The organism is Lentzea sp. JNUCC 0626 (genome assembly GCF_043632865.1).
Classification (GTDB): Bacteria; Actinomycetota; Actinomycetes; order Mycobacteriales; family Pseudonocardiaceae; genus Lentzea.
Genome location: NZ_CP171635.1, coordinates 2,088,599 through 2,114,693 on the forward strand (window position 1 = coordinate 2,088,599; position 26,095 = coordinate 2,114,693).

At 70.1% G+C, this 26,095-nt stretch carries 24 protein-coding genes; 12 read left to right on the top strand and 12 right to left on the bottom strand.

What is annotated here, in order from left to right; all coding sequences use genetic code 11:
• Nucleotides 1-22 precede the first annotated feature (22 nt).
• Both JNUCC0626_RS09310 and JNUCC0626_RS09315 read right to left on the bottom strand, forming a co-directional pair.
• The gene (locus tag JNUCC0626_RS09310; RefSeq protein ID WP_394619275.1) at nucleotides 23-451 is read right to left on the bottom strand and encodes a hypothetical protein; all 429 of its coding nucleotides are present in this window, start codon (nucleotides 449-451) and stop codon (nucleotides 23-25) included.
• A 149-nt stretch (nucleotides 452-600) separates the two neighbouring features.
• Entirely contained in the window at nucleotides 601-1,635 is a 1,035-nt protein-coding gene (locus JNUCC0626_RS09315; RefSeq protein ID WP_394619276.1) for a S66 family peptidase, read from the bottom strand.
• A gap of 80 nt (nucleotides 1,636-1,715) precedes the next feature.
• Between JNUCC0626_RS09315 and JNUCC0626_RS09320 the strand changes: the two genes are divergently transcribed.
• A complete protein-coding gene (locus tag JNUCC0626_RS09320) occupies nucleotides 1,716-4,025 on the top strand; it encodes a KAP family P-loop NTPase fold protein (protein ID WP_394619277.1) in 2,310 nt (769 codons plus the stop codon).
• Here JNUCC0626_RS09320 and JNUCC0626_RS09325 read toward each other — a convergent pair.
• Both JNUCC0626_RS09325 and JNUCC0626_RS09330 read right to left on the bottom strand, forming a co-directional pair.
• On the bottom strand, nucleotides 4,022-4,807 hold the full coding sequence (locus JNUCC0626_RS09325) for an SCO1664 family protein (protein WP_394619278.1): 786 nt from the start codon (nucleotides 4,805-4,807) through the stop codon (nucleotides 4,022-4,024). The two genes, JNUCC0626_RS09320 and JNUCC0626_RS09325, sit on opposite strands and share 4 nt — an antisense overlap.
• Nucleotide 4,808: 1 nt before the next feature.
• Nucleotides 4,809-5,375, bottom strand: coding sequence for a DUF3090 domain-containing protein (locus tag JNUCC0626_RS09330; protein WP_382437753.1), 567 nt, complete (start codon nucleotides 5,373-5,375; stop codon nucleotides 4,809-4,811).
• A 78-nt stretch (nucleotides 5,376-5,453) separates the two neighbouring features.
• On the opposite strand from JNUCC0626_RS09330, the gene JNUCC0626_RS09335 reads away from it, so the two are divergent.
• From JNUCC0626_RS09335 to JNUCC0626_RS09345, 3 genes are read left to right on the top strand one after another with little or no spacing between them, the layout of a single operon-like run.
• The gene (locus JNUCC0626_RS09335) at nucleotides 5,454-7,340 is read left to right on the top strand and encodes a prolyl oligopeptidase family serine peptidase (RefSeq protein WP_394619279.1); all 1,887 of its coding nucleotides are present in this window, start codon (nucleotides 5,454-5,456) and stop codon (nucleotides 7,338-7,340) included.
• Entirely contained in the window at nucleotides 7,337-8,185 is an 849-nt protein-coding gene (locus JNUCC0626_RS09340; RefSeq protein WP_394619280.1) for a S66 peptidase family protein, read from the top strand. Before JNUCC0626_RS09335 ends, JNUCC0626_RS09340 begins: the two co-directional genes overlap by 4 nt.
• A gap of 59 nt (nucleotides 8,186-8,244) precedes the next feature.
• The gene (locus tag JNUCC0626_RS09345; protein ID WP_394619281.1) at nucleotides 8,245-8,958 is read left to right on the top strand and encodes a poly-gamma-glutamate hydrolase family protein; all 714 of its coding nucleotides are present in this window, start codon (nucleotides 8,245-8,247) and stop codon (nucleotides 8,956-8,958) included.
• Nucleotides 8,959-8,968: 10 nt separating this feature from the next.
• On the opposite strand, the gene JNUCC0626_RS09350 is transcribed toward JNUCC0626_RS09345, so the two are convergent.
• Nucleotides 8,969-9,751: a hypothetical protein gene (locus JNUCC0626_RS09350; RefSeq protein WP_394619282.1), complete on the bottom strand. Its 783-nt coding sequence runs from the start codon at nucleotides 9,749-9,751 to the stop codon at nucleotides 8,969-8,971.
• A 146-nt stretch (nucleotides 9,752-9,897) separates the two neighbouring features.
• Here JNUCC0626_RS09350 and JNUCC0626_RS09355 point away from each other — a divergent pair, with 146 nt between their 5' ends.
• The gene (locus tag JNUCC0626_RS09355; RefSeq protein ID WP_394619283.1) at nucleotides 9,898-12,051 is read left to right on the top strand and encodes an NACHT domain-containing protein; all 2,154 of its coding nucleotides are present in this window, start codon (nucleotides 9,898-9,900) and stop codon (nucleotides 12,049-12,051) included.
• Between the two features lie 19 nt (nucleotides 12,052-12,070).
• Here JNUCC0626_RS09355 and JNUCC0626_RS09360 read toward each other — a convergent pair whose 3' ends face one another.
• The 3 genes from JNUCC0626_RS09360 to JNUCC0626_RS09370 are packed head-to-tail and all read right to left on the bottom strand — an operon-like array spanning nucleotide 12,071 to nucleotide 14,939.
• Nucleotides 12,071-13,282, bottom strand: a complete 1,212-nt coding sequence (locus JNUCC0626_RS09360; protein ID WP_394619284.1) for an acyl-CoA dehydrogenase family protein — start codon at nucleotides 13,280-13,282, stop codon at nucleotides 12,071-12,073.
• Nucleotides 13,282-14,286 carry a phosphotransferase family protein gene (locus JNUCC0626_RS09365; RefSeq protein WP_394619285.1) on the bottom strand — a complete coding sequence of 335 codons (1,005 nt, stop codon included), beginning with the start codon at nucleotides 14,284-14,286 and terminating at the stop codon, nucleotides 13,282-13,284. Before JNUCC0626_RS09365 ends, JNUCC0626_RS09360 begins: the two co-directional genes overlap by 1 nt.
• On the bottom strand, nucleotides 14,283-14,939 hold the full coding sequence (locus tag JNUCC0626_RS09370) for an HAD family hydrolase (RefSeq protein WP_394619286.1): 657 nt from the start codon (nucleotides 14,937-14,939) through the stop codon (nucleotides 14,283-14,285). Before JNUCC0626_RS09370 ends, JNUCC0626_RS09365 begins: the two co-directional genes overlap by 4 nt.
• Before the next feature lie 140 nt (nucleotides 14,940-15,079).
• Here JNUCC0626_RS09370 and JNUCC0626_RS09375 point away from each other — a divergent pair, with 140 nt between their 5' ends.
• The 4 genes from JNUCC0626_RS09375 (at nucleotide 15,080) to JNUCC0626_RS09390 (ending at nucleotide 20,760) form a co-directional block, all read left to right on the top strand.
• The gene (locus JNUCC0626_RS09375; RefSeq protein WP_394619287.1) at nucleotides 15,080-16,579 is read left to right on the top strand and encodes a carboxylesterase/lipase family protein; all 1,500 of its coding nucleotides are present in this window, start codon (nucleotides 15,080-15,082) and stop codon (nucleotides 16,577-16,579) included.
• Nucleotides 16,576-18,078 carry a carboxylesterase/lipase family protein gene (locus JNUCC0626_RS09380; RefSeq protein WP_394619288.1) on the top strand — a complete coding sequence of 501 codons (1,503 nt, stop codon included), beginning with the start codon at nucleotides 16,576-16,578 and terminating at the stop codon, nucleotides 18,076-18,078. Before JNUCC0626_RS09375 ends, JNUCC0626_RS09380 begins: the two co-directional genes overlap by 4 nt.
• Before the next feature lie 3 nt (nucleotides 18,079-18,081).
• Complete coding sequence (locus tag JNUCC0626_RS09385) at nucleotides 18,082-19,341, top strand: MFS transporter (protein WP_394619289.1); 1,260 nt, start codon at nucleotides 18,082-18,084, stop codon at nucleotides 19,339-19,341.
• A gap of 231 nt (nucleotides 19,342-19,572) precedes the next feature.
• Nucleotides 19,573-20,760 (top strand): GGDEF domain-containing protein, encoded by a 1,188-nt coding sequence (locus JNUCC0626_RS09390; RefSeq protein WP_394619290.1) that lies wholly within the window; start codon nucleotides 19,573-19,575, stop codon nucleotides 20,758-20,760.
• Here JNUCC0626_RS09390 and JNUCC0626_RS09395 read toward each other — a convergent pair.
• On the bottom strand, nucleotides 20,757-21,599 hold the full coding sequence (locus tag JNUCC0626_RS09395) for an alpha/beta fold hydrolase (RefSeq protein WP_394619291.1): 843 nt from the start codon (nucleotides 21,597-21,599) through the stop codon (nucleotides 20,757-20,759). The two genes, JNUCC0626_RS09390 and JNUCC0626_RS09395, sit on opposite strands and share 4 nt — an antisense overlap.
• 10 nt (nucleotides 21,600-21,609) lie before the next feature.
• Between JNUCC0626_RS09395 and JNUCC0626_RS09400 the strand changes: the two genes are divergently transcribed.
• From JNUCC0626_RS09400 to JNUCC0626_RS09410, 3 genes are read left to right on the top strand one after another with little or no spacing between them, the layout of a single operon-like run.
• On the top strand, nucleotides 21,610-22,074 hold the full coding sequence (locus JNUCC0626_RS09400) for a PPOX class F420-dependent oxidoreductase (RefSeq protein WP_394622001.1): 465 nt from the start codon (nucleotides 21,610-21,612) through the stop codon (nucleotides 22,072-22,074).
• A 16-nt stretch (nucleotides 22,075-22,090) separates the two neighbouring features.
• On the top strand, nucleotides 22,091-22,489 hold the full coding sequence (locus tag JNUCC0626_RS09405) for a hypothetical protein (RefSeq protein ID WP_394619292.1): 399 nt from the start codon (nucleotides 22,091-22,093) through the stop codon (nucleotides 22,487-22,489).
• Nucleotides 22,490-22,545: 56 nt separating this feature from the next.
• Nucleotides 22,546-22,971, top strand: coding sequence for a hypothetical protein (locus tag JNUCC0626_RS09410; protein ID WP_394619293.1), 426 nt, complete (start codon nucleotides 22,546-22,548; stop codon nucleotides 22,969-22,971).
• Here JNUCC0626_RS09410 and JNUCC0626_RS09415 read toward each other — a convergent pair.
• From JNUCC0626_RS09415 to JNUCC0626_RS09425, 3 genes are all read right to left on the bottom strand, one after another.
• On the bottom strand, nucleotides 22,968-23,576 hold the full coding sequence (locus tag JNUCC0626_RS09415; RefSeq protein WP_394619294.1) for a VOC family protein: 609 nt from the start codon (nucleotides 23,574-23,576) through the stop codon (nucleotides 22,968-22,970). The two genes, JNUCC0626_RS09410 and JNUCC0626_RS09415, sit on opposite strands and share 4 nt — an antisense overlap.
• 51 nt (nucleotides 23,577-23,627) lie before the next feature.
• Nucleotides 23,628-25,631, bottom strand: coding sequence for a sensor domain-containing protein (locus JNUCC0626_RS09420; protein WP_394619295.1), 2,004 nt, complete (start codon nucleotides 25,629-25,631; stop codon nucleotides 23,628-23,630).
• Between the two features lie 72 nt (nucleotides 25,632-25,703).
• Nucleotides 25,704-26,045, bottom strand: coding sequence for a hypothetical protein (locus JNUCC0626_RS09425; RefSeq protein WP_030475304.1), 342 nt, complete (start codon nucleotides 26,043-26,045; stop codon nucleotides 25,704-25,706).
• Nucleotides 26,046-26,095 lie beyond the last annotated feature (50 nt).

Consider the following 26,095-nt stretch of genomic DNA (forward strand, 5'->3'; position numbering starts at 1 on the left):
GCGTCCTCATCGATCACCCGATTCAGATTAGCGAGTTCGCTCCCGACTGGCGGCGGAACTGGTAGTCCGCGAGCGCCGGCCGCCACAGGCCGTTGGCGTCGAAACACGTAGACAGCAGCTTGAGGTCCGCGCCGTCACGGGTGATCGCGACCTTGCCGTCCACGACCCACCTGTTGACCGGCAGCAACGGCACCGGCCACCCCGCCACCAGCAGCCGGTCGCACACCAGCCGCTGCAACCGCCCGCCGTCGTTCTCGACGATCACCGCGGGCGTGTCGAGGTCGAACTCGCGCACCGTGGCCCGCTCGTGGTGCCGCACCCCTGCGTCGGCGAGCCGCTCCGCACCGGGCCCGATGAGGTCGACCGGCCCGAACCTGCGCGCCAGGCACGCCGCCGCCCACGCACCGAGCCCGGCCGCGCCCACCACGACGATCCGTTCGAAATAGGTCATGTCACCGTGTCCCGCATTCACCATTCGAATGTTTCCGCAGGTCAGAACACCCTGAAGAAAGATAGGGGTGGTGTCGATCGCCCGTCAAACACTTGTTGGGTCTCAATTGGGGTATATCAATGGGCAAGGAATACTTCTCCGATGACTTCCTAGTACGTGACGGTGATGCGGCGCCGCGGCCCGTCGACCTCGATCGCGCCGCCGACGGGAATGATGACCTGCGGGTCGGTGTGCCCGAGGTCCACGTCGAACACGATCATCGCCTCGGGCGCGTACTCGCCGAACGCCTTCAGGACCGCTTCCCGCTGCTCGCGCGTGTGCGTGGCCCGGTCGGTGTCCTGGTTGTCGAAGAACCACGCCTTGGCCCGTCCGACGAGCACAGCCGGGAACCGTTGCAGGAGTCCGCGCTCCCCCATGTTGCGCAGGATCCGGTAGACCTCGGTCGCACTCGGCATCTCCTCCGAGGTCTCGAAGAACAGGACCTTGCCGTCGTAGTGCTCGGGTGCGTTGATCTCCTTGCCGGCCATCATCAGCCACGACAGGATCTCCAGGTTCCCGCCCCACGCCGGCGCCTTGATCTTTGTGTTCGGCTGGTGCCAGATCCAGCCGCCGGCGGGTTCGAGTTCGGGCTCTTTGGCGAACGTGTCGGGGTCCTCCCACGAGCTGTCCTTGTCTCCGTACGCGGTGGACTCCGTGAGCTCGTACTCGCCTTCGGTGAACAGCGCGGCGTGCAGCGACTCCTTGGTGGCCGGGTGCATGGCGCCGGGCCGGCCGAACTGCACCATGACGCTGCCGCCGTAGAACCCCTGAATACCGCGGTTGTGCAGCCACGTGAGGACGTTCGTGTTGTCGCTGTGCCCGAAGTACGGCTTGGGGTTGGCCGTGATCAGCTTCTCGTCCAGGTGCGGCAGCACGGTGATCTGGTCCTCGCCGCCGATGGTGGCGATCACGGCCTTGATGTCCGGATCGGCGAACGCCGCGTGCAGGTCGTCCGCCCGTTCCTGCGGGGTCGCGCCCATCTTGCGGGTGGCCGGGTACTCGACGGGGATGAGCCCGAACTCGGTCTTGAGGCGCTGCAGGCCCAGTTCGTAGGGCAGCGGGTAGAGGCCCGCGATGCCGGCGGCCGGGGAGACGATCGCGACGCGGTCGCCGGGCTGGGGTTTGGGCGGGTTGATCAACGACATGGGTGCCGAGCGTAGTAACGAGGTGGGGTGGGGGCGCGACCTTTAGCGGTGCCGGTCACCGTTCGTCTTGGGGATCACACATGACACTGGTAGTGGTGCTCACGTCGGACAACGACGTCTTCATGGCGATGCGAAGGCTCCTGGACCACAAAGAGGAAGTCCGATCCCCGGAGGGGTACACGTACGAGGTCGGGACACTGTCGGGCGGCACCAAGGTCGTGATCGGTGGTATCAACACGCCGTCGCCGTGGGTGAAGGCCTTCGCGCCACCCGCGATCTCACTGTTCAGCCCCACAGCGGTGGTGGTCGTGACAAGCGGCGAACCGCACAACGCACCAGAGCACGGCGTCCTGGTGGCTACTGGCGTGCACGAGCATCCGATGCCCGCGCTGATGAATCTGATGACCTCGGAGCGGCTTGACGTCGTCTACGGCGTTGCCGTCAGCGGCACGAGCGACGACCTGCCGGAACCGTCCGGCCCGTACGTGATTGACGGTGGCGATGCCCGCGAGGCGGCTGAGCTCATGTCCACGACGACCGCGCCGATCTTGGTCGTGTACAAGCTCAGCGAACTGTCTGCGGACACCGCCACACGCTTCGCGATGGCGTTGGCCGCTCAGCTCAGCGGCGAACCCGTCGTGGCACGGCAGCTCAAGACGATGGGCCACGGTGACCAGACCGCCCGAACCGACCTGCTCGCCCGGCAGGCCTACGTGCAGACGCTGGCCGAACTGCTGAAGCACCCCGGCGAGGACGCCGAAGCCGCTGGTCCGAAGGTGATCGCCATCGAGGGTGCGTGGGGCTCGGGCAAGAGCACCCTCATGGAGATGACCCAAGACCTCCTCGACACGCCCGATGCCTGGGACGTCGAGGTCGGCGACTGGCGGCAGCGCAGGGTGGCGGCGTGGGACGCGGACCTCATGTTGCGCGGGTGGCTCAGGCGGCCGTGGCTGGCCCAGCCGGAGGTACGGCCGCGGGTGCTGACGGCGAGGTTCAACCCGTGGTCGGCGCAGACCGGTGAGCACGTGTGGGCGGGGCTGAGCGACTGCATCGTCGCCACGGGCGCGCCGGTGATCGCGCGGGAGTCGCACTCGTCGTTGCAGCGATTCTGGTTCTGGCACAACGTCGAGCAGCTCGACCGCAGCCATTTGCAGCGGACGTTGCGCAAGCGGCTCCTGTCGCCCGTGCTGAGGCTCGCGGTGTTCGCGTTGCCGGTGCCGGTGCTGGTCCAGGTGTTGCGGACGCCCGGCTCGGTTCGAGTGTTCGGGTTCGATCTCGCGCCGCCGCACCTGGCGTTGTGGATCGTGGTGCTGATGCTGCTCGCCGGTGTGCTGCACACCCTCGGCAGGTACCTGTTCCGGGCGGCGGACACGGTGTTGCCGGCGGAGTTGTTCGGGCCGTCGGGGGCGTTGGGCGCCTACTCAGCTGCCGTGGGCACGGACGACCCGGTGCGCGATCCTCGGCGACGAGCCAGGAAGGGGCAGTTGCTCAGCGCGCGGGAGGACGTTCACCGGCTGGTCCAGCAGCTCGGGAACAGCGGGACGCGGCTGGTCGTGTTCATCGACGACCTCGACCGGTGCACGCCGCGGACCACGGCGGAGGTGTTCGAGGCGATCAACGGGTTCCTGGTGGAGCCGTTTCCGGCGATCCGGTTCGTGCTGGGCATCGACGCGGCCGCGACGGCCGCGCACCTGGACGCCGCCTACTCGGCGCTCGTGGTGTCCGATCCGGCCGATCCGAGTCCGGGGTGGACGTTCATGCGCAAGTTGATCCAGTTGCCGCTGCCGGTGCCGAGAGTCGCGCGGACGCAGGTCGAGCCTTTGCTGGAGGGGTTGCTGGGCAAGGCGCCCGAGCGGCCGGTGACCACCCAGGAGGAAGTGTCGCGGCTGCAGCCGTTCGCCACAGCGACCGCGCGGATCATTGGTTCGGGACCTGTTGAGATCGTGTCCAGTGAGCTCGTGGTCGACGCGTTGGAGCACGACGAGCGGGTGCAGGCGCGATTCGTGGAGAGACTGAAGGCTCAGCCCGATCTGTCGGTCCGGGAGGCCAAGCGGATCGTCACCGTGTGGATGTTCTACGTGCGTGTCCTCACCCGGATCAGACCCGAAGAAGGCACGGACGCGATCGACCGGGCGTGTGAGCTGGTGTTGCTGGCGGAGATCGTGGCTCGGTGGCCCGCGTCGCAGCGCAACCTGCACCGGCGGGTCGACGGGGTGCACGGGCTACGGGCGCTCGCGGACACGGCGAACGACAACGTGCAGTGGGAGATAGCGGTCAAGAAACACGAACTCGACGGCGATCGGCACAAGGCGTTCCGCAAGGGTGTCTTGGCGATCCTGAGCGAGTACGACCGTGACCAGATCGCCGACCTTGCCGAGTTGTTGACCTAGAACGCCGGCCAGGGGATCGCGGGCCAGTCGCCGGAGGGTTCGGGGTAGACGCCTGCGGCCAGGAGCTTGTCGATTCGCTCCCCCACCGCGCGGACTTCGGCGCGGGTCAGGTGGTCGTGCAGCGCCTCATCCAAAGGGCCGTCCACAGCGGATCTCAGGCGGCGCAGGGTTTCCAGCACGGACTCGGGGAGGGGTTCGCGGGCCCAGCCCCACAGGACGGTGCGGAGTTTGGGTTCGGTGTGCAGGCAGATGCCGTGGTCGACGCCGTAGACGGAGCCGTCCAGGGCGTGCAGGACGTGGCCGCCCTTGCGGTCGGCGTTGTTGACGACCACGTCGAAGGCGGCCATCTCAGCCATGCGGGGGTGGTCGGCGTGCACCAGGACGGCCGGGTCGCCGAAGCGGTCGTGGGCGTGGAAGACGGGGATCCACCCAGGTTTGACGTCGTCCACGCCGACGATGTCGACCAGTTCGTCCTCTTCGCGGGTGTCCACCCAGAGCTGGACCATGCCGGTGCCGAACGGGCCCGGTCGCAGCAGGGTGGGTGGGACGACGCCGAAGGACGCGGCGGAGATCAGGTAGGTGGCCACCTCGCGGCCCGCGAGGGTGCCGTCGGGGAAGTCCCAGAGCGGGCGTTCGCCGCGCACCGGCTTGTAGACGCACTGGGCGTCGACGCCGTCCAACGAGATCTTGCAGAACAAGGTGGCGTTGGAGGCGTCGACGAGGCGTCCCTCGACCTCGATGCGGCCGTGTTCGAGCAGGTGCAGGGCCGCGGAGGTGTCCACGTCAGTCTTCTTCGGTGCGGCGGTACCCGTTTTGCCGCGGGCAGATGTGGCCGTCGGTGTCGAGCGGTTCGGCGCACAGGGGGCAGGGTTTGCGGCCGGCGTTGACGACGCGGTCGGCTCGTTCGGCGAAGGCTCGGGCGGCGGACGGGGACAGGAAGACCCGCACGGCGTCGGGGCCTTCCTCGGTGTCGTCGAGCACGACGGCCTCGTCGACCTCCTCCTCAGAGATCGCGAGGAGTTCGATGACGACCGCCTTGGACTCGGCGTCCCAGCCGAGGCCCATGGTGCCGACCCGGAACTCCTCCTCGACGGGGACGTCGAGGGGCTGCGTGTCGAGGTCGTCCGGTGGGGAGTCGTCGGGCACGTCGGTGCCGAAGCGGCGGTGCACCTCCTCCAGAAGCGAGCCGATGCGTTCGGCGAGGACCTGGACCTGCTGCTTCTCCAAGGCGACGCTGATCAACCTGCTCTGCTCGGAAGCCTGCAGGTAGAAGGTGCGGTCGCCGGGCTGCCCGACGGTTCCTGCGATGAACCGGTCGGGTGCGCGGAATACGTGAATGACGCGAGCCATGGCAGATACGACCCTAGGCCACGCGGAGATCGTCGGCAGGTCCTCCCCCACCAAACACTCCGCGTATAGGGTCGGGTTGTGGTGAAGATCGCTTCGTACGGGACCTGGACCTCGCCCATCACGGCTGGAGACACGTCGAAACCCGGCGGTGGGTTCCAGTGGGCGGACCTGCACGGTGAACGCGTGTGGTGGGCCGAGAGCCGACCGGCTCAGGCCGGCAGAGTGGCGTTGGTGCGCGACGGCGTGGAGGTGTTGCCCGCGCCGTGGAACGCCCGCAACCGGGTGCACGAGTACGGCGGGCGGCCGTTCGTGGTGCTCGCCGACGATCTGGTGGCGTTCACGCACTGGGACGACCAGCGGGTTTACGTGTTCAACCCGGACTCTCCGCAGCCGACGCCGTTGACGCCCGAGCCGCAACGCCACCACGGCGTGCGCTACTCGGACCTCTCGGCGGGCCCGGACGGCGAGGTGTGGTGCGTGCGGGAGACCGTCACGGGTGAGGCGCGCACCGACGTCGCCCGTGACCTGGTGGCGATCACACGATCCGGTGAGATCCGGGTGCTGGGGGCGTCCCATCACTTCATGACGGGCCCGAAGATCAGCCCGGACGGCACGAAGTTCGCCTGGATCGGCTGGAACCACCCCCAGATGCCGTGGGACGGCACCGAACTGTGCGTCGCCGAGGTCGGCAGCAGCGATCACAAGGTCGTGGCGGGCTCGGAGACCGAGGCGGTGTGCCAGTTCGAGTGGGAGGGTGACTCCCTGCTGGCGCTGACCGACCCGGACGGCTGGTGGAACCTGCACCGGATCTCCCCCGACGGCACCGTCAAGAACCTGGCGCCGTGCGAGGAGGAGCTGGGCGGCCCGATGTGGCGGCTGGGCAACCGCTGGTTCGCCACCCTCTCGCCCGGCCGCTACCTGGTCGTGCGTTCGGGCAGCCTGGCGGTGCTGGACGAGCGCAGCGCGACGGTCACCGACGTGCAGACCGACCTGCCGACGTGGGTGCCGGACCTGTCGGTGCGCGACGGCGTGGTGATCTGCGCGGCGGCGGGGCCGACGTCGGACTTCGCGGTGGTGCGCCTGGACCTCTCGAACGGCGAGCTCACCTACCTCACCGGCGGTGAGGAATCCCCGGAGGCCGCGTATCTGCCGGTGCCGGTGGAGCGGATGTTCGGGGAGATCCCGGCCTACGTGTACGCGCCGTCCAACCCGGACTTCGCGGGCCCCGAGGACGAACTGCCGCCGTACGTGGTGCACGTGCACGGCGGCCCCACCGGGCGGGCGTTGCCCAAGCTCGACAGCGACATCGCGTACTTCACCAGCCGCGGCATCGGCGTGGTGGCGGTCAACTACGGCGGCTCGACCGGCTACGGGCGGGCGTTCCGGGAGCGGCTGCGCGAGCAGTGGGGTGTCGTGGACGTGGCGGACTGCGCGTTCGTGGCCCAGCAGCTCGCCAAGGAGGGCACGGCGGACCCGGCCCGGCTCGGCATCCGGGGCGGTTCGGCGGGCGGCTGGACGTCGGCGGCGTCGCTGACCTCGACCGACGTGTACCGGTGCGGCATGGTGGCGTTCCCGATCCTGGACCTGGCGGGCTGGACGGGCGAGGGCGGCGAGACGCACGACTTCGAGTCGCGCTACGTCGAGGGCCTGGTCGGCACGCTGCCCGAGGCCGCCGACCGCTACCGGGACCGCTCGCCGTCGAACAAGGCGCGGTCGGTGTCGGGTCCGGTGTTGTTGTTGCAGGGCCTGGAGGACGAGATCTGCCCGCCGGAGCAGGCGGACCGGTTCGCCGCCGATCTGGCCGGCTCGGGGATCCCGCACGCGTACATCACGTTCGAAGGTGAGCAGCACGGGTTCCGGATGGCGCAGAACATCAAGACGGCGCTGGAGGCGGAGCTGTCGTTCTACGGGCAGGCGTTCGGGTTCACGCCGCCCGGTGTGCCGGTGCTGGAACTGTCGCAGTGACCCTGCTTCGTCGCGGGGACCGGGTCGCGCTGGTGTCACCGGCCGGCCCGGCCCTCCCGTCGAGGGTCGCCGCGGGTGCCGAGGTGCTGCGGTCGTGGGGCCTGGAGGTCACCACACCGGCGATCGAGCCGTGGGCGTTGCCGTACCTGGCAGGGTCGGACGAGGCCCGCGCGCAGGAGTTCGTGCGGGCGTGGTGCTCGGACGTGGCGGCGGTGTTCTGCGTGCGCGGCGGCTACGGCTGTCTGCGGATGACGGACCTGGTGCCGTGGAAGGACCTGCCGCCGCGGGTGTTCGTGGGTTCGTCGGACGTGACGGTGCTGCACGCGGAGCTGGGCGCGGTGGGTCAGCCGACGGTGTTCGGCCCCATGCCCGGCACGGCGGACTTCGTGGACGACCCCGTGGCGCAGCAACGGCTGCGGGCGGTGCTGTTCGACGGGGTGTCGTCGTGGACGGCCGGAACGCCGGTGGTGCCGGGGACCGCGCGCGGGGTGCTGGTGGGCGGCAACACGGCGTTGCTGGCGGCCTCGGTCGGCGGCCCGCGCTGGCAACGTCCGGCTGACGGCGCGATCGCGTTGCTGGAGGACATCGGCGAGGAGCCCTACCGGTTGGACCGGATCTTGACGCAGGTGCTGCGGGCGGGCTGGTTCGAGCCGGTGGCGGGGATCATGCTGGGGTCGTGGACGGACTGCGGGGACGTCTCGGACGTCCTCGCGGACCGGCTGTCGGGGCTGGGGGTGCCGATCTTGGGTGACTTCGGTTTCGGGCACTGCGCGGGTTCGTGGTCGTTGCCGCTGGGTGTGGCCGCGGCGCTGGACGTGGACGCGCGAACGCTGACATTGGTGTGAGTGTCGTCACCCGGTGGGCGGCGGCCGACCGGGTGACGACAGGTAGGCTTCCTGCCGCCATGAGACCCCAGCCTCAGTGGGCGGCGTTAGACGTCTACGCGTCGAACTCCGACCTCTACGCCGATCCCCGACTGGTGGAACGGGTGGACTACCGGCGTCGCTTCAAGCGGCACCGCCCCCGCACGCCTTCCGTCGTGCTCGCCCCGCACGGGGGCGGCATCGAAGTCGGGACGTCCGAGTTGTGCCTGGCCATCGCGGGTTTCCACCCCGGCACGCGGGTGCCGATCGGCCAGACTCACGACTACTGGATGTTCGAGGGTCTGCGCACCGCCGCCAACGACGAGCTGCACGTGACGTCGTCGAACTGCGACGACCGGGTGGCGCGCACGCTGGTGACGGGTGCCTCGCACGCCCTCGGGCTGCACGGGTGCACCGCGGCGGCGGCCGGGCTGGAGGACCACGACCGAGCCGTGCTGGTGGGCGGCCGGGACGCGTTGCTGCGCGTCGAACTGCTCACGCGGCTGCGGCGGGCCGGGTTCCACACCATCGACGCCGTCGACCACCCGATTCTGGGTGGGTTCGACCGGGCGAACATCGCGAACCGGACGCGGTCGCGCCAGGGCGGGCAGCTGGAGCTGACGACGCCGTTGCGGTCGGCGATGTTCGAGGAGAACTCGCGGTCGGACCGCCGGCACACGACGACCGAGGTGTTCTGGGACTTCGTGCACGCGTGCCGGGCGGCGCTGGCGGCCCGCGAGGCCCTCAACAACTGACGGCGCTTGGTCAGTCTCCGCCCAGCATCGTGACCTCCACGTAGACGAACCACCGGCCTCCCTCGTAGTCGAGGTTCAGGGATTTGACCGCCTCGTCGCCCCGCATCAGCTTGGTGTCAGCGGTGTTGGGGTTGCGGTTGATCTCGACCTCGCCCACCGTGAGCTCCCGCAGCTCCTCGAACCGCTCGGCGGAGATCGTGGTGAAGACGCGGTTGTTCAAGTATTCGACGCAGGACTCTGCGACGGTCCCGATCCGCTTCGACTCATTGATGAACGCGCAGGTCCGTTCGGCGTCCTTCGCGACGAACGCCTCCCAGTAGCCGGTCGCGGCTTCTCTGACGCCTTCCTCTGTGCGTTCGGTGCCGATCTCACCCGGATCGGTCTCGCTGGACGCGGCGACCACGGTGGTCGTGCCGATGGTGAGGGCGAGAAGTCCGGCCACGATCCAGCCGCCGGTAGGGATCTTGGTGGTGCGTTTGGTGTTGTGGGTGGAGTTGTCGAACGCGCCGCCGGTGACGCTGATGTTGTGGTCGCCCGTCGAGGTGAGCGCCACGGACGTCGGGGTACCGAGCACGGCCCGGCGCAGGGTGTCGCGCAGTTCCGGGTCGGCGGCGGCGAACTGGGCCAGGGCGGAGGAGGCCATGTCGCGGCGGGCCTGGTCGGCGGGGTGTTCGCGGAGGCGTTCGAGCAGTCCCCTGCCGACGTCGAACGTGCCGAGTTGGCGGGCGACGATCCGCATCATCGGGCCGTCCTGCGCGGGGTTCGCTCCATCGGGTGATTCGGTGGCGATCATTTCGTTTGCGGCCAATTCAACCGCGCGAGCTGCCAACGTTGAGGTGTCCATGCCGATCACCGTGGGGGTGCGGTGTGCGGCGTTGCGATGCCACCGGCGGGCCATCTGATGCCGGTGCCGCTGACCTGGGAGAAGAGGGAGTTTTCGTGGCGCGCACGTTCGGTGAGGTGCTGTGCGAGTTACGCGTGCGTGCGGCGCTGACGCAGGAGGGGCTGGCCGAACGGGCCGGGGTCGGGGTGCGCACGATCCGCGGTTACGAGCGGGGTGAGCGGACCAACCCGCAGGCGGGCACGGTGACTCTGCTGGCGGACGCGTTGGCGTTGTCGGAGGACGAGCGCAAGGCGTTCTACGTGTGGGCGGCGGGCCGGGAGCCGGACGGTCCCCAGGAGGCGCGGCCGCTGGGGCGGGTGGAGCGGGCGGCGGACGAGTTGGCGTTGCGGGTGCGGATCCGGGCGCGGGCGGAGTACGAGCACCAGCAGCTCGACGATCCTTTTCCGCTGCCGGTGCGGTGGGAGCACGTGTTCGGTGAGCTGAGTGATCACGCGCGCAACATCGCCGCCGGGCCGTTGGACGGCCGGTTCGCGCAGATCGCGGAGGTCTACCGGCGGGTGCCGACCGGGCGGCTGGTGGTGCTGGGGGCGGCGGGGTCGGGCAAGACGATGCTGGCGACCCGGTTGACGCTCGACCTGATCGACGAGCGCGTTCCCGGCGGTCCGGTGCCGGTGCGGGTGGGCATCGGGTCGTGGGATCCGGGCCGGGCGGACTTGCGGACGTGGCTGGCGGAGCTGCTGATCCGCGACCATCCGGAGCTGGCGGCGGTGAACGGGTCGTTGACGCTGGCGGCGGAGTTGCTGGGGTCGGATCTGGTCGTGCCGGTGCTGGACGGGTTCGACGAGATGGCGGCGGGGCTGCGGGCTCGGGCGTTGCGGCTGCTGAGCCGGTCGGGGTGGCCGCTGGTGCTGACGAGCAGGCCCGCGGAGTACGAGAACGCGGTGGCCGCGGACGTGCTCACGCGTGCGGCGGTGGTGCGGCTGGACCGGCTGTCGCCGGCTGATCTGGCCGAGTACCTGCCGCTGGCGACGCCGTCGAGGTCGGGGTGGGACCGGGTGATCGCGCGGCTGGACGAGTCGCCCGCGGTGGCGGAGGCGTTGAGCACGCCGTTGATGGTGTCGTTGGCGCGGTCGGTCTACGGCGACACACCGGGTGCCGACCCGGCTGAGTTGCTGCGGTTCCGCGAGGCGTCCGAGGTGGAGGCGCATCTGCTCGGCGGGTACGTGCCCAGCCGCTACGACGGGCCGGGCCGGTGGCGTGCGGAGCAGGTGGGGCGGTGGCTGGGGCATCTGGCACGGCACGGGGTGAGCGGGCGCGAGTCGGGGATCGCGTGGTGGCGGCTGGGGTTGCCGTTGTGGTCGCAGGCCGCGGTGGTCGCCTTGGTGTCGGCGCTGGCGATCCTGCTGATCTACGTCGTGGTCGGTGCGCCGCTGACGGTGCTGCTGCACGAGGTGACGTTCCCGCAGGCGGTGCGCCGTCAGGTCGGCAACGGCCTGGCCAACGGTCTCGCGGCGGGGCCGGTGCTCGGGATCGCGCACGCTCTGGTGCGGCGGTTCCGGGCGATCGGGCCGGCGCCGTCGCGGATCAGGCTGCGGTGGGACCGGGCCGGTGCGATCCCGCTGGCCCAGGTGCGGTCGAGGGTGGTCACGGCGCTGCTGGGCGGGCTGGGGTTCGGGGTCGTGGCCGGGACGCTGAGGGCGTTGTCCGGTGCGATGCCGCTGCGCGACGGCGCCGTGCTGGGGGCGGTGTTCGCGGTGGTGTTCGGCAGCGCGGCGGCGATGGCGATCGCGGTGGTGTCGTGGTTCGAGTCGCCCGCGGACGCCGACGCGGCGGCCAGTCCTGGTGATTCGCTGCGGGCCAGCAGGGAGGCGGTGCTGGTGCAGATGCTGCTCGGGGGCTCGGTGTTCGGGGTGACGGCGGGGCTGGTCGGCTACGCGTTCGCGGACCGGATCCTCGGCATCGCCTCGCCCGGTGACTCCACGGCGTTGAGCTACGCGCTGGGTGTGGGTGCGTTGAACTGGGTGATGGGTGCCCTGGTGTACCTGGTGACGGTGTCGGCGTGGGGGCACTGGCTGGTCGTCGCGCGGGTGTGGCTGCCGCTGACGGGTCGGGTGCCGTGGCGGCTGCTGGGGTTCCTCGACGACGCCTACGGGCGAGGTGTGCTGCGGCAGTCGGGGCCGGTGTGGGAGTTCCGGCACGAACGGCTGCAGCGACACCTCGCCCGGCAGGCGGTCAGGCGTACTTCCTGAGTCAGGCGTACTTCCTGAGTCAGGCGTACTTCTTGAGTTCGCGCTTGGCCAGGGACATGCGGTGCACCTCGTCGGGGCCGTCGGCGAGGCGCAGGGTGCGGGTGGCGGCCCACAGTTCGGCGAGGGGGAAGTCCTGGCTGACGCCGGCGCCGCCGTGGGCCTGGATGGCCTTGTCGAGGACCCATTCGGTCATGGCGGGCACGCCGATCTTGATGGCCTGGATCTCGGTGTGGGCGCCCTTGTTGCCGACGGTGTCCATCAGCCACGCGGTCTTGAGCACGAGCAGGCGGGCCTGTTCGATGCGGACGCGGGACTCGGCGATCCACTCGTGCACGACGCCCTGGGCGGCGATGGGCTTGCCGAACGCCACGCGGGACAACGCGCGCTTGCACAGGAGTTCGAGGGCGCGTTCGGCCATGCCGATCAGGCGCATGCAGTGGTGGATGCGGCCAGGGCCCAGGCGGGCCTGGGCGATGGCGAAGCCCTCACCCTCGCCGGAGATCAGGTTGGACGCCGGGACGCGGACGTTGTCGAACACGATCTCGGCGTGGCCGCCGTGGGCGTGGTCGCCGTAGCCGAAGACGTGCATGGCGCGTTTGACGGTGACGCCGGGGGTGTCGCGCGGGACGAGGATCATGGCCTGCTGGCGGTGGCGTTCGGCGTCGGGGTCGGTCTTGCCCATGACGATGAAGATCGCGCAGTTCGGGTTCATCGCGCCCGAGGACCACCACTTGCGGCCGTTGATGACGTAGTCGTCGCCGTCGCGTTCGATGCGGGTGGCGATGTTGGTGGCGTCCGACGACGCCACGTCGGGTTCGGTCATGCAGAACGCCGAACGGATCTCGCCGTCGAGCAACGGCTGCAGCCACTGCTTCTTCTGCTCGTCGGTGCCGAACATGGACAGCACTTCCATGTTGCCGGTGTCCGGGGCGGCGCAGTTGAGCGCCTCGGGGGCGAGGTGCGGGCTGCGGCCGGTGATCTCGGCGAGCGGCGCGTACTGCAGGTTCGTCAGGCCGCCGCCGTGCTCGGGGTCGGGGAGGAAGAGGTTCCACAGGCCCTGGCGGCGGGCCTCGGCCTTGAGCTCCTCCAGGATCGGCTGGCGTTCCCACGGGTCGGCGGCGTCGTGCAGTTGCTGCTCGAGGACCGCTTCGGCCGGGTAGACGTGCTCGTCCATGAACGTGAGGAGCTTGGTGCGCAGTTCCTCGGTCTTGGCGTCGTAGGCGAAGTCCATTAGAGCTCCTTGTGGGCGGCGGCGAGTCCCTGCCGCACGAGGGGAACGGTGAACGCGCCGAGCTTTTCGAAGCCGGCGCCGACGGTTTTGCCGCTGGCGAAGCGGAAGTGGATGCCTTCGACGATGACGGCGAGCTTGAAGTAGCCGAAGGCGATGTACCAGCCGAGGCCGGAGGTGTCGGTGCCGGTGCGGGCGGTGTAGCGGGCGACGAGTTCGTCGGCGGTGAGGAACCCGGGCAGTGAGGTGACGCCGCCGGTGATGGGGTCGTTGTCGGCGCCCAGGCCCGCCCAGTAGACGTAGAGCAGGCCGAGGTCGGCGAGCGGGTCGCCGAGGGTGGCCATCTCCCAGTCCAGGACGGCGCTGATGGCGAGGGGTTCCTGGGTGACCAGGGCGTTGTCGAGGCGGTAGTCGCCGTGGATGATCGTCGCGCGGGGTGAGGCGGGGACGGTGTCGGCGAGCTTGTCGCGCAGTTCCTCGATGCCGGGCAGCTCACGGCTGCGGGAGGCGTCGAGCTGCTTGCTCCACCGCTTGACGTTGCGGGCGAGGAACCCGTCGGGACGGCCGAAGTCGCCCAGTCCCACCGACTCGGGGTCGACGGAGTGCAGGTCGGCGAGCACGTCGACGAGCCGTTCGGACAGGGTGCGGGCCTGCTCGGGGGTGAGCCACGGGCACTGCGACCGCTCCCGCAGCGCCGCGCCGGGCATTTCCTCCATGAGGTAGAACGGCGCGCCGATGACGGAGGTGTCCTCGACGAGCCGGCGTGCGCCGGGGACGGGCACGGAGGTGCCGGCGAGGGCGGAGATGACGCGGAACTCGCGGGCCATGTCGTGCGCGGTGGCGAGGACGTGGCCGAGCGGCGGGCGGCGCAGCACCCAGCTCTGGGTGCCGTCGCTGACGCGGTAGGTGAGGTTGGAGCGGCCGCCGCGGAACAGTTCGCCGGTGAGCGGGCCGGTGCCGAGGTGGGTGGCGAGCGCGCCGAGGTCGAGGCCGGGAAGGTCGGTCACAGGGTCACTCCCAGGGTCGCGAGGTTCGCGCGGGTGTCGTCGGCGTCGGTGTGGCGGAAGGCGTGCATGCCGACGGCCTGGGCGGCTTCGACGTTGATCGGCGCGTCGTCGAAGAACACGCACCTGTCGGCGGGGATGCCGACCTGCTCGAGGGTGTGCCGGTAGATGGCCTCGTCGGGTTTGCGCAGGCCGATCCGTCCGCTGATGACGATGGTGTCGAACAGCTCGATCAGCAGGTCCTTCGGGTAGCCCTCGCCCCAGCTGTTGGACAGCAGCGCGGTGTGCAGGCCGGCGGCCCGGGCCTTGCGGACGAGTTCGACCATCTCCGGGTTCGGGGTGGCGCCGCCGAACATGCGTTTGAGCAGCCCGTTCTCGTCGATGGCCGCGCCGGAGGTGGTGATCAGCTCGGCGGCGAGCAGGCGTTCGAACTCGGGCACGGTCAGCTCGCCGGTCTCCAGGCGGAACACCGGGTTGTCCGGCAGCGCCTCGCGGCTGAGCCAGTCGCGCATGATCCGGCCGTAGACCTCGCGGTCGATGGACTCGGCGTGCAGCCAGGCTCCGACGAACTCGGGCACGGAGACGGTCAGCACCCCGCCCCAGTCGAAGATCAGGGCGTCGACCAGCGGCTGCTGAGGAAGCGTTGTGTCACCCACGGATCGGAGGGTACCGACCGGTCGGTATGTCGGCAACCGGGGAGGGTGAGCGACAACTTTCGGATCTGGAACAACTGTCTTTCTGTGGTTCCCGGGTCCTGCCGGCCCTCGATACGTTCGAGTCCGAAGGGGGTCCATTCATGGCAAGGATGTTCACGGTGGCCGCGGCCGCCGCGATGGCGTTCGCCGTCGTTCAGGTGCCGCTGGCACACGCTGGGGACGGCTCGGTCGTCCGGACGGACAAGGGGGCGGTGCGCGGCACGGTCACGCAGCAGGTGCGGACGTTCGGGAACATCCCGTTCGCCGCTCCCCCGGTCGGCGAGAACCGGTGGCGTGATCCGCGACCGGCGGCGGCGTGGCAGGGCGTGCGGGACGCGACCGGGGTGTCGCCCAGGTGCGCGCAGACCGAGGGGCTCGGCGAGGCGGGCTCGGAGATCGAGGACTGCCTGTACCTCAACGTCACCACCCCGGCCGCGAAGTCACGGGCGGCGCGGCCGGTGCTGGTGTGGATTCACGGCGGCGGGTTCACCAACGGCAGCGCTGCGGGCTATGACGCGCGGTGGCTGGCGGCGAAGAACGACGCCGTGGTCGTGACGGTGAACTACCGGCTGGGGGTGTTCGGGTTCTTCGGCTATCCCGGGCTGCCGGGGTCGGGGGCGTTCGGGCTGGCCGATCAGCAGGCGGCGTTGAAGTGGGTGCAGCGCAACGCACGCGCGTTCGGGGGCGATCCGCGCAACGTCACGGTGGCGGGTGAGTCGGCGGGTGGGCTGAGCGTGTGCGCGCAGCTCGCGTCACCGCGGGCGGCGGGGTTGTTCGCCAAGGCGATCGTCCAGTCGGGGCCGTGCGGGCTGAGCGTGCCGGACCCGGACGTGCAGGGCGGGCTGGAGACGTTCTGGCGGCCGCGCGCGGACGTGGAGAAGGACGGCGCTGCGCAGCCGCTGGGGTGCGCGGACCTGGCGTGTCTGCGGAAGTTGGCGCCGTCGGCGCTGCTGGCGTCGCACACGGTGTTCGGGCAGCCGGCGTTCGACACGGCGGTGCTGCCGATCAGTCCGTACGTCGCTCAGAGCACGGGTCGCACGCATCGGGTGCCGACGCTGGTGGGCACGACGCACGACGAGATGACGTTGTACGCGGGCCTGATCTACCCGACGGCGATCCTGGACCGCGACTACGCCAAGAAGGCCGGTGAGGTGTTCGGCCCGGAACTCGGCGCTCAGGTCGTGGCCCGGTATCCGCTCAACGGCAACGGCGATATGCGCGACGAGCTGGCGGCGGCGCTGACGGACCGGTCGTGGGCGTGCCCGGCGCACGAGACGCGGCAGCAGCTGGGCCGCCGGATGCCGGTGACGGGCTACGACTTCGCCGAACCGGACATGCCGATGATCTTCCCCGGGATGCCGGAGTTCCCCGGTGGTTACCGGGCTTATCACGCCTCGGAGCTGCCGTTGCTGTTCGAGTTCCCCGGTCTGGCGCTGACGGCGGGGCAGCGGGAGCTCTCGGAGCAGATGGTGACGGCGTGGGGCAGGTTCGCCCGCACCGGTGATCCGGGCTGGCGGGGTGTGCGGTCGCTGGCGGCGGGCGCGTCGGGGCCGGCCGACTTCGTGAACGACCACAAGTGCGGATTCTGGGGGTCGCTGTGAGGAAAGCACTGACAGCCGTAGTGGCAGTGGCGTTGTGCGCGTCGGTGGTGAGTCCGGCGAATGCGGCGGACCTGTCCGATCGGGGCGGGACCGACCGGTCTGTCGTCCGGACCGACAAAGGCGTCGTCCGGGGGACGGTCACGGGCACGGAGCGCACGTTCGGCTCGATCCCGTTCGCCGCTCCCCCGGTCGGCGAGAACCGGTGGCGTGATCCTCAGCCAGCGGCGGCGTGGCAGGGGGTGCGGGACGCGACGACGCCCGCGCCGATGTGCGCGCAGACCCCGGAACTGGGCGGGCAGCCGTCGCTGGTCGAGGACTGCCTCTATCTGAACGTCACGACCCCGGCGGCGGACACGCGCACGCCGCGGCCGGTGATGGTGTGGATCCACGGCGGGTCGTTCGTGTCCGGGGGCGCGTCGATGTACGACGCGCGCTGGCTGGCGACGAAGAACGACGCCGTGGTCGTGACGGTGAACTACCGGCTCGGGGTGTTCGGGTTCTTCGGCTACCCCGGCCTGCCCGGTTCCGGCACGTTCGGGCTCGCTGACCAGCAGGCGGCGCTCAAGTGGGTGCAGCGCAACGCTCGGGCGTTCGGCGGGGACGCCCGCAACGTGACGGTGTTCGGGGAGTCGGCGGGCGCGTTGAGCATCTGCGCCCAGCTCGCCTCACCGCGCGCGGCGGGGTTGTTCACGAAGGCGATCATGCAGTCCGGGCCGTGCGGGGTGCAGGCGCCTGCCGAGCCGGGGACGTTCGAGACCCTGTGGAAGCCGCGCGCCGTGGTGGAGCAGAGCGGTGTCGGTACGGCGGGGTGTGCTGATCTGGCGTGCTTGCGCGCGTTGCCAGTGGACACGCTGTTGACGGTGCACGAGCAGTTCTCCACGCCGGCGTTCGACACGGCCGTGTTGCCGATCGACCCGGTGGTGGCGCAACGGACGGGCCGCATGCATCGGGTGCCGTCGTTGGTGGGCACGACGCACGACGAGATGACGTTGTTCATGCCGCAGGTGTTCCCGCAGCCGATCCCGGAGGCGGCGTACGGGCAGGCGTTGGCGGGGTTGTTCACCACGAACGCCGAGAAGGTCGCGGCGCGGTATCCGGTCAACGGCAACGGTGACGCCCGTGACGAGATCGCCCGGCTGCTGACGGACAAGCTGTGGTCGTGCACCGCCCAGACCACGCGCGACGAGTTGCGCGGCCGGGTGTCGGGGTACGAGTTCGCGCAGAAGGACGTGCCGATGTTCTTCCCGGGGCTGCCCGAGTTCCCGGGCGGCTACGGGGCGTTCCACGCCTCGGAGATCCCGCTGCTGTTCGAGTTCCCGGGCCTGCCGCTCACCGCGGGGCAGCGAGAGCTGTCGGACTACATGATCGCGGCGTGGGGCCGGTTCGCCCGTACCGGCGACCCCGGTTGGCGTGCCGGCGTGCAGTCGTTGAAGGCGGGTGCGATCGGTCCGGCCGACTTCCGCAGGGATCATCAGTGCGGGTTCTGGGCCACCATGTGAGGCATGCCCGGCTACCGCGCCCTCGCGAGTGATCGCGAGTTCCGCGCGCTGTTCACCGCGCACGTGGTGTCGGTGGCCGGGGACCAGTTCGCGCGGGTAGCGCTGACGGTGCACGTCTACGACCGCACCGCCAGCGCGGGCCTCACGGCGCTGGCGTACGCGTTGACGTTCCTGCCGGACCTGATCGGCGGGCCCCTGCTGTCGGGGCTCGCCGACCGGTTCGAACGCAAGCAGGTGATGGTGGCCGCCGATCTCGTCCGGGCGGCCCTTCTGCTGTTGATGGCCGTGCCGGGGCTGCCGTTGTGGGCGCTCGCGGCGGTGGTGGTGCTGGTGCAGTTCGCCGGGGCACCGCACGGCGCGGCGCGGGCGGCGCTGCTGCCGCACGTGCTGCCCGACGAGCGCTATCCGCTCGGGCAGGCGGTGATGGGCACCGTGACGCAGGCGGCGCAGGTCGCCGGGTTCATCGCGGGCGGCGCGCTGGTGGCGTGGTTCGGACCGGCATTGGTGCTGGTCGCGGACGCGGTGACGTTCGGGGTGTCGGCGTTCCTGCTCGGCGTCTTTCTGCTCGACCGCCCCGCACCGCAGCGCACGCACAAGAGAGCGTGGCCGACGGACCTGGTCGGCGGCACGAAACTGGTGTGGGGAGACCAGAGGCTGCGCGCACTGGTCGCGCTCGCCTGCGTGTCGGGCTTCTACATCGTCGGCGAAGCACTCGCCGTCCCCTACGCCGCGCATCTCGGCGCGGGACCGGCCGGGGTCGGCATGATCTTCGGTGCCTACGCGGCGGGCGCGGCCGCGGGCATGCTCGTCGTCGCACACCTGCCCGAACGCCTGCAGCTTCGGCTGATGCCGTGGCTCGCGATCGCGGCGTGCGCGGTTCTCGTCCCGGCCGCGCTGCGGCCGGGCCTGGTCGTCAGTGTGGGGATGTTCGCGCTGTCCGGGGCGGCCAGTGCCTATCACCTGGTCGCGAACACGCGGTTCGTGCGCGCCGTACCGGACGAGTCACGAGGTCAGGCGTTCGGGCTGGCCGTCACCGCGCTGCGCGTCTCCCAGGGCGTCGGGGTGGCGCTGGCCGGTGTGGCCACCGAAACGATCACCGTGCACCGGGTCGTCGCCGCCGCCGGAGCACTCGGGGTGCTCGCGGCGGGCGGTGCGGCGATCCTGTGGTGGCTCAGCGACGCCAGTCGGTCGGACGGGCCCAGTCAGTCGGACGCAGCCAGTCGGTCGGGCGAACGGGACGGCCGGTGGCGGAAGCGCGGTTGATCATGACTGCTCCTATGGGTGTTCGTTGTGCGGTAAATGCAAAGGTTTTTGGCGTGCGAACAGGTGCGGACTACTCACGGTGAGGTCCCCCACATGGAGCCACGACTTTGTGTTACCCGGTAGCTACAGTGGTTGGTTCCTGGACGGTGGTGTGGGGGTGGCAGCGTGCCTTGGCTCGACCCGCGCCGGTGGAAGTTATGGTCGCTTCCTCCTGTGGTGCTGGCCTATGTCGTGACGGTGGTTGTTCTGGCGACCCTCGTCACGCTCGCCACCGCATGGCGTACCCCTGCCGAGGCCTTGAACTGGCCCTGGTTCCTGCTGCTCGCCGGTGGTGCTGTCCTGCACCTGGAAGCGGCACGGGGAATCGAACGGATCCGCGAAATCGGCGCCGAAGGGTCACCGCACGCCCACATGCAGTCGGTGTGGCTGTTCGCGGGCGTGCTCGTACTACCGATGCCACTGCTCGTGGCGCTGATCGTCATCAGCTACACGCACTCGTGGTACCGGGTCTACAAGCGGCGAGCGGTCCTGTTCCGCAAGGTGTTCTCCGCGGCCACTGTCGTCCTGGGCAGTGCCGTGGCGCAACTCGTTCTAGGTCTCTTTCCGGACCGTGCTGTTGACGTTGACGGGCCGCTCGGCCTGTTGGCACTGGTTACGGCCGGCGCCCTGTATTGGTTCATCAACTATGCGATGGTCGTGGCGGCCATCTACTTCACCAACCGCCAGAACCCCCTGCGCACCGCCCTGGGCAACGCCTCCGACGTGCTCATCGTGCTCGCCTCGGTGGGCCTGGGCTCCGGTGTCGCGATCATCCTGAACTGGCGGCCGTGGCTCACGCCGATGCTGCTGCTCACCGTGCTCGCCCTGCACATGGGGCTGCTGCTGCCGCAGTTCCGCGTCGCCGCCCGCACCGACTCCAAGACCGGCCTGGTCGACGCCACGTTCTGGCACGACGTCGCCGAACGCGAACTGCAACGCGCCCGCCGCCTGACCTCCACCGTCGGCGTGCTGCTGCTCGACCTCGACCACTTCAAGCTCATCAACGACACCTACGGCCACCTCGCCGGGGACCGCGTCCTGCGTGCCGTCGCGGACGCGTTGAAGCACTCGGTGCGCTCCTACGACCTCGTCGGCCGCTTCGGCGGCGAGGAGTTCGCGGTGCTGCTGCCCGGCGTGAGCACCGACGAGGTCAAGGCGACGGCCGAACGCATCCGGTTCGAGATCGCGAGCCTGCACATCCTCGTCGTCGACCGCCTCGGCGCCGACCAGGTCGTCGCCGGACTCACCGCTTCCGTGGGTGCCGCGGTCTGCCCGGACACCGCGACCGAGCTCAGCCCGCTGCTGCTGGCCGCCGACGAGGCCCTCTACCAGGCCAAGAGCAACGGCCGCGACCGCGTCGCCACCGCCCAGGTCTCTTAGGACGCCAGGAACGCCTCGAGACGCGACGACACCGCCTGCGGCTCCTCCACCCACGGGTAGTGCCCGACGCCTTCGTGCACGTGCACCGTCACGTCCGGGAACAGCTCCGCCAGCTCGACACAGCGCCGCACCGGCGAGATCGGGTCCTCGGAGCACGCGTACACCAGCACCGGGTGATCGAACTCCGTCAACGCCCGCCGCAACACACCCGGCACGAACGCCCCCTCGGCGTTGTACCCGGCCGCCACCTCGAACTTCCACTGCCCGAGCTCGGCGTCCGCGTGGGCCCGCGTCGTCTCGTCCCACCGCGCGTACAGCAACGGCGACGCCGCCACCCGGTTCTGCACCGAGTCGTCACCCGCGGCGTTGCGTTCCAGCGCCGTCGTCGCCGCCTCGAACCACGGCTGATCGGCCCGTGCCGCGAGGAACGTGTCCCAGTCGGACTGCTCCGGCGACAACCCGACACTGCGCAACGCCGGCGTCAGCAACACGAGCTTCCCGACGTGCTCGGGGAAGTCCGCCGCGTACCCCATCGCGATCCCCGCGCCCGCCGAGTGCCCGAGGACGTCCACCACGTCCAGCCCCAGATGCCGGCGCAGCACCTCCACGTCCCGCACCAGCATGTCCCGCCGGTACGTGAACGGATCCGCGGGCTCCGCCGACTCCCCCGTGCCCCGGTTGTCCAGCACGATCAACCGCCGCGACGCGTCCAGCCCACCCAACGCCCCCAGGTACTCCGAAGCCCGGCCAGGACCACCCGCCAGCACGACGAGCGGAACCCCCTCACCCGCTTCTCGATAGGCGAGTTCAGTACCGTCGAACGAGGTGAAGCGTGCCATGCTGCACATCATGCCGAAGATCGCCACGGCCGACCTCGTCGACCGGCCGCAGCTGCTCGAGTTCCTCAAAACCCGCCACCACGGCCTCCTGATCACCCACCGGTCCAGCACCGACGGCCTGCAGGTCTCCCCCGTCTCCTGCGGCGTCGACACCCAGGGCCGCATCGTCATCGCGACCTACCCCCAGCGCGCCAAGGTCCGCAACGCCCGCCGCGACCCCCGCGTCACGATGTGCGTGCTCTCCGACGACTTCGACGGCGCCTACGTCCAGATCGACGGCACCGCGGAAGTCCTCGACCTGCCCGAAGCCCTCGACGACTTCGTCGAGTACTACCGCTGCATCGCGGGCGAACACCCCGACTGGGACGAGTACCGCGCCGCCATGATCCGCCAGGGCAAGTCCCTCATCCGCGTCACCATCGACACCTGGGGCCCCATCGCCACCGGCGGCTTCCCACCCGAACTGGACGCCTGACCCCGTGAAGCTCTGGATGAAGATCGTCCTCTGGGTCTACATCGCGTTCAACCTGCTGCAGGCCGTCGTCCTCTCGGTGAACCCCGAACTCACCGACCGCGCCTACCTCGGCGGCGAGATGACCCCGACCCGCGCGTTCCAGTGGTACGCCGTCGCCGGCTACCACGTGCTGATCATCGCCGTCACGATCATCGCGATGGGACTCCATCGGGCGCAGGACCGGCGCAAGATCATCCTGGTCAACGCGCTGCTCTACCTGTTCTGGGACGCGGGCTCCCAGCTCGTCTACTGGGGCCGCGAGATCGGCATGGCCACCAGCGATCTGCTGATCAACTCCGGCGTCAGCATCGCCACCGGACTGATCCTGCTCGCGATCGCGTTCCTGGACCGCGACCCGGCCACCAAACCAGTCTGATTCGCCACCACGCGGAATACTGGTCTGGCGCCCACCCCGCCAGAAGAGGTCCCAGCATGCCCGTGCCCACCCACCCCGACGACGACCCGGCCGCCACCCTCGACGCCCTGACCTGGGCGCAGGCGGCCCTCGCCGCCACCCTCCACGACGCCGCCACCACACCCCTGGCCGAAGTCCTCAAGACCAACCCCCACCGCACCGCCGTCCTCGACGCGGCCGGACTGCTCCACGACGGCACCCTGCGGCACACCGACGTCGCCGACGTGACGGAACAGGCCACCTACGACCTGGTCTGGCTACCCGCCCCGTTCCTGCCCGAGCCCACACTCACCCAGGCACTGCCACGACTGATCGACGCACTCAAACCAGGAGCCTGGATCGTCGCCGGTACCAACGCCACCGCCCACGGCCTGCACCACGCGCAGCAGTTCCCCGCCGTGCCCGGCGGCCCAGTCCTGGTCGCCGCCCAACGCGAGAACTAGCCCGCCCAGGCACCGCCCCAGCCCGCCGGCTTCTCCAGCAGCACACAGGAACCACCGTGCGGGCCCTCGATAGACGCGACCCGCCCCGTCGGCACGGTCGCCGGCTCCAGCAGCACCCGACCGTCCAACTCGGACACCCGCGCCACCACGGCCTCCAGATCGTCGACGGCGAAGAACGGCCGCCACCTCTCCTGACCCTCAGCCAGGACCCGGCCCGCCACCGCACGAGCATCGCCATGACGCGCGGACGTGAACACCACCAGATCCTCGGCCGCGTCCCGGCTCACCCAGCCGAGCTCACCACACCAATACCCGTCCTCAGGCGAGCCCGTCGACAGCTCCACCCAACAAGGCTCACCCGACCGCGGCGGCGGCGCCCACGGACCGTGCAGCACCCTGCCACCGTCCACAGAGGAGTTGACCTTCAGCTCCCGCACCTCGTCACCACCGAAGAACACGGCCCAACCCTGGTCCCCCGCAACGATCTGCGCCGCGAGCCGATCACCGACCCACCCCGAGAACGACCCGCCCGGTTCCGCGATCACCGTCCACCCGAGAACCCCGGCGAAGAAGTCCACCGACGACTCCGGCTCGGCAACGCTCAACTCAAGACGACGAAGACCACAAGACGACACGGGCATCCGATCGGGCGGGGATCAAGGGCGGCGGGCACCATCCTCTGCTCCGACCACCTGAGACGACAATGCGCCATTCGGCGGCATGCGCTCCGCGCTCACGATGTCACTCAACGGCACCGGCTTGCCGAGGTGGAAACCCTGCCCCACCCGCACGCCGAGGCCCTTGAGAGCGTCCACCTGGGACGGACGCTCCACCCACTCCGCCACCGCCGACAACCCGAGCCCGTTGGCGATCTGCACGATCCCCGACACCAGCACCGCGTCCGCGTCCGACGTCTCGATGCCCTTCACGAACTCGCCGTCGATCTTGATCCCGGTGATCGGCAGGTGCTTCAGATGAACGAACGACCCGAAACCCGACCCGAAGTCGTCCAGCGTGATCCGGCACCCGAACCCGCGCAGCTGCGTCGCGAGCGTCACCGCCGCGTCCAGGTTCGTCACCGCCGCCGTCTCCGTGATCTCCAGCCCCAACCGGCCCGGCGCCACACCCGCAGAGCCGAGCATGTCCAGCACGAACCCGCCGAAGTCCGGATCCTCCAGCGTCCGGCCCGACACGTTCACGTTGAACCGCAACCGAGGATCCGGCTGCGCCACCAACGCGTCGATCGCCGTCGACAACACCCACCGGTCGACCTCGAGGATCAGGTTCGACCGCTCGGCCACCGGCAGGAAGTCCGCCGGGCCCAGATACGGCTCCTGACCGTCCTGCAGCCGCAGCAACAACTCGTGCCCCAGCACCTCACCGGTCGCCAACTCCACCATCGGCATCCCGTACAGCGCCAGGCCACCACCCGCGAGCGCCGCCCGCAACCGGTCCAGCACGCTGACCCGCTTCACCGTGTCCGCGTAGTGGTTCGGCTCGTACACCGTCACCCGGTCCCGGCCCGCCGCCTTCGACGCGTACAACGCCAGATCCGCGTTCGCCAGCACCAGCTCCCACGAGTCACCCGGACCGAACTCCGCCAGCCCCGTGCTCACCGTGATCCGCGCCGGCGTGCCGATGCCCGCAAGGGGGAACCCGGCCACCGCGTCCCGCAGCCCATCGGCCACCTCGGACGCGTCCTTCGGCGACGCCCCCGGCAGCACGACCGCGAACTCATCTCCACCCAGACGAGCGATCAGCCTGTCACCCAATCGGGACTGCAACGCGGACGCCAGCATCCGCATCACCCGGTCCCCGACCGCGTGCCCGCGCAGATCGTTGACGTCCTTGAAGTTGTCCAGATCCAGCACCAGCAACGCACCCGAACCGTTGTTCGCGAGCTCCTGCTCCAACGCCCGCGTCAACGCCCGCCGGTTCGGCAACCCCGTCAGCGGATCCTGCTCCGCCATGCGCACCAGCTCGTCGTGCACCCGCGAAGACTGCGTCACGTCGTGCGCCGTCCCGAGAGCCCGCAACGGCGCACCGTCATCACCGAGCACGACCTCACCGAAGCACTCGAACACCCGCTCCTTGCCGTCCGGCCGCAACATCCGATGCGTGTACGTGAACACCGACCCGGTCTTCAACGCGTTGTCGAGGGTCTCCTCGATCATCGGCAGGTCTTCCGGATGCACCAGCTGCGAGTACAACCCGAAGTCGAACGCCGTGCCCGGCGCGAACCCGAACATCTCCAGGAACGAATCCGACCAGGTCACCCGGTCGTCCCGGATCGACCACTCCCACGTCCCCATCCGGCCCAGCGCCTGAGCCCGCCGCAACGCGTCCGCCTCCTGCGTCACCGTCAACTCACGATCACGCCACGCCGACACGTCCACGACCTCGTACATCAGGTCGTCACCCAGCTTCGAGCACCGCACCTCGAGCCACTTCGGGCCCGGCACCAGCACTTCCCGCACCGGAGCAGGCACCTCGGGCACACCCGGCAGCAGCGCGGGCAACGACCGCCCGTACGCCTGCTCGACCGGCACCCCCAGCACCACACCCAGCGCACGGTTGCACCACAACAGGTTGCCGCGCGAATCCGTCACGGCATAGCCGACACCCGCCCGGTCCAGCACCGTGCGGCAGTAGGAGGTCACGCGCGTCATGATCGTCCGATCACCGGACGTAAGCAACCCGCTACGCCGGTCAGTTCGCTGTTGTGCGAACGGCTATCGCAGCCGCTCCAAACCCTTCGCCGACTCCACCAGCTCCGCCGCCAGCTTCCTCAGCTCCTCGTTCTCCGCCCCGTCCTGCGCCGCCGTCACCACATCCTCCGCGGCGCACCGCAGCTGGAACAACCTGTCCTGCAGATCCGCCAGCTCCGCGGTGCTCAGCACCACCGCGTCCTCCGGCAGACCACCCCGCTGCAACGCCGCCCTGCGCTCGTACGCGCGCTGACGACACGGCTGCGCGCAGTACCGCCTCGGCCGGCCGATCCGCCCGCTCCCGGGCAACCGCCTCCCGCACCACGCGCAGTGCCTGGGCTCATCCGCCTCCATGGAGCGCTCCATGGCGCGCGACGGTAGCGAATGGCGGTGGGTGGTCTCCAGCGACGCGCCAG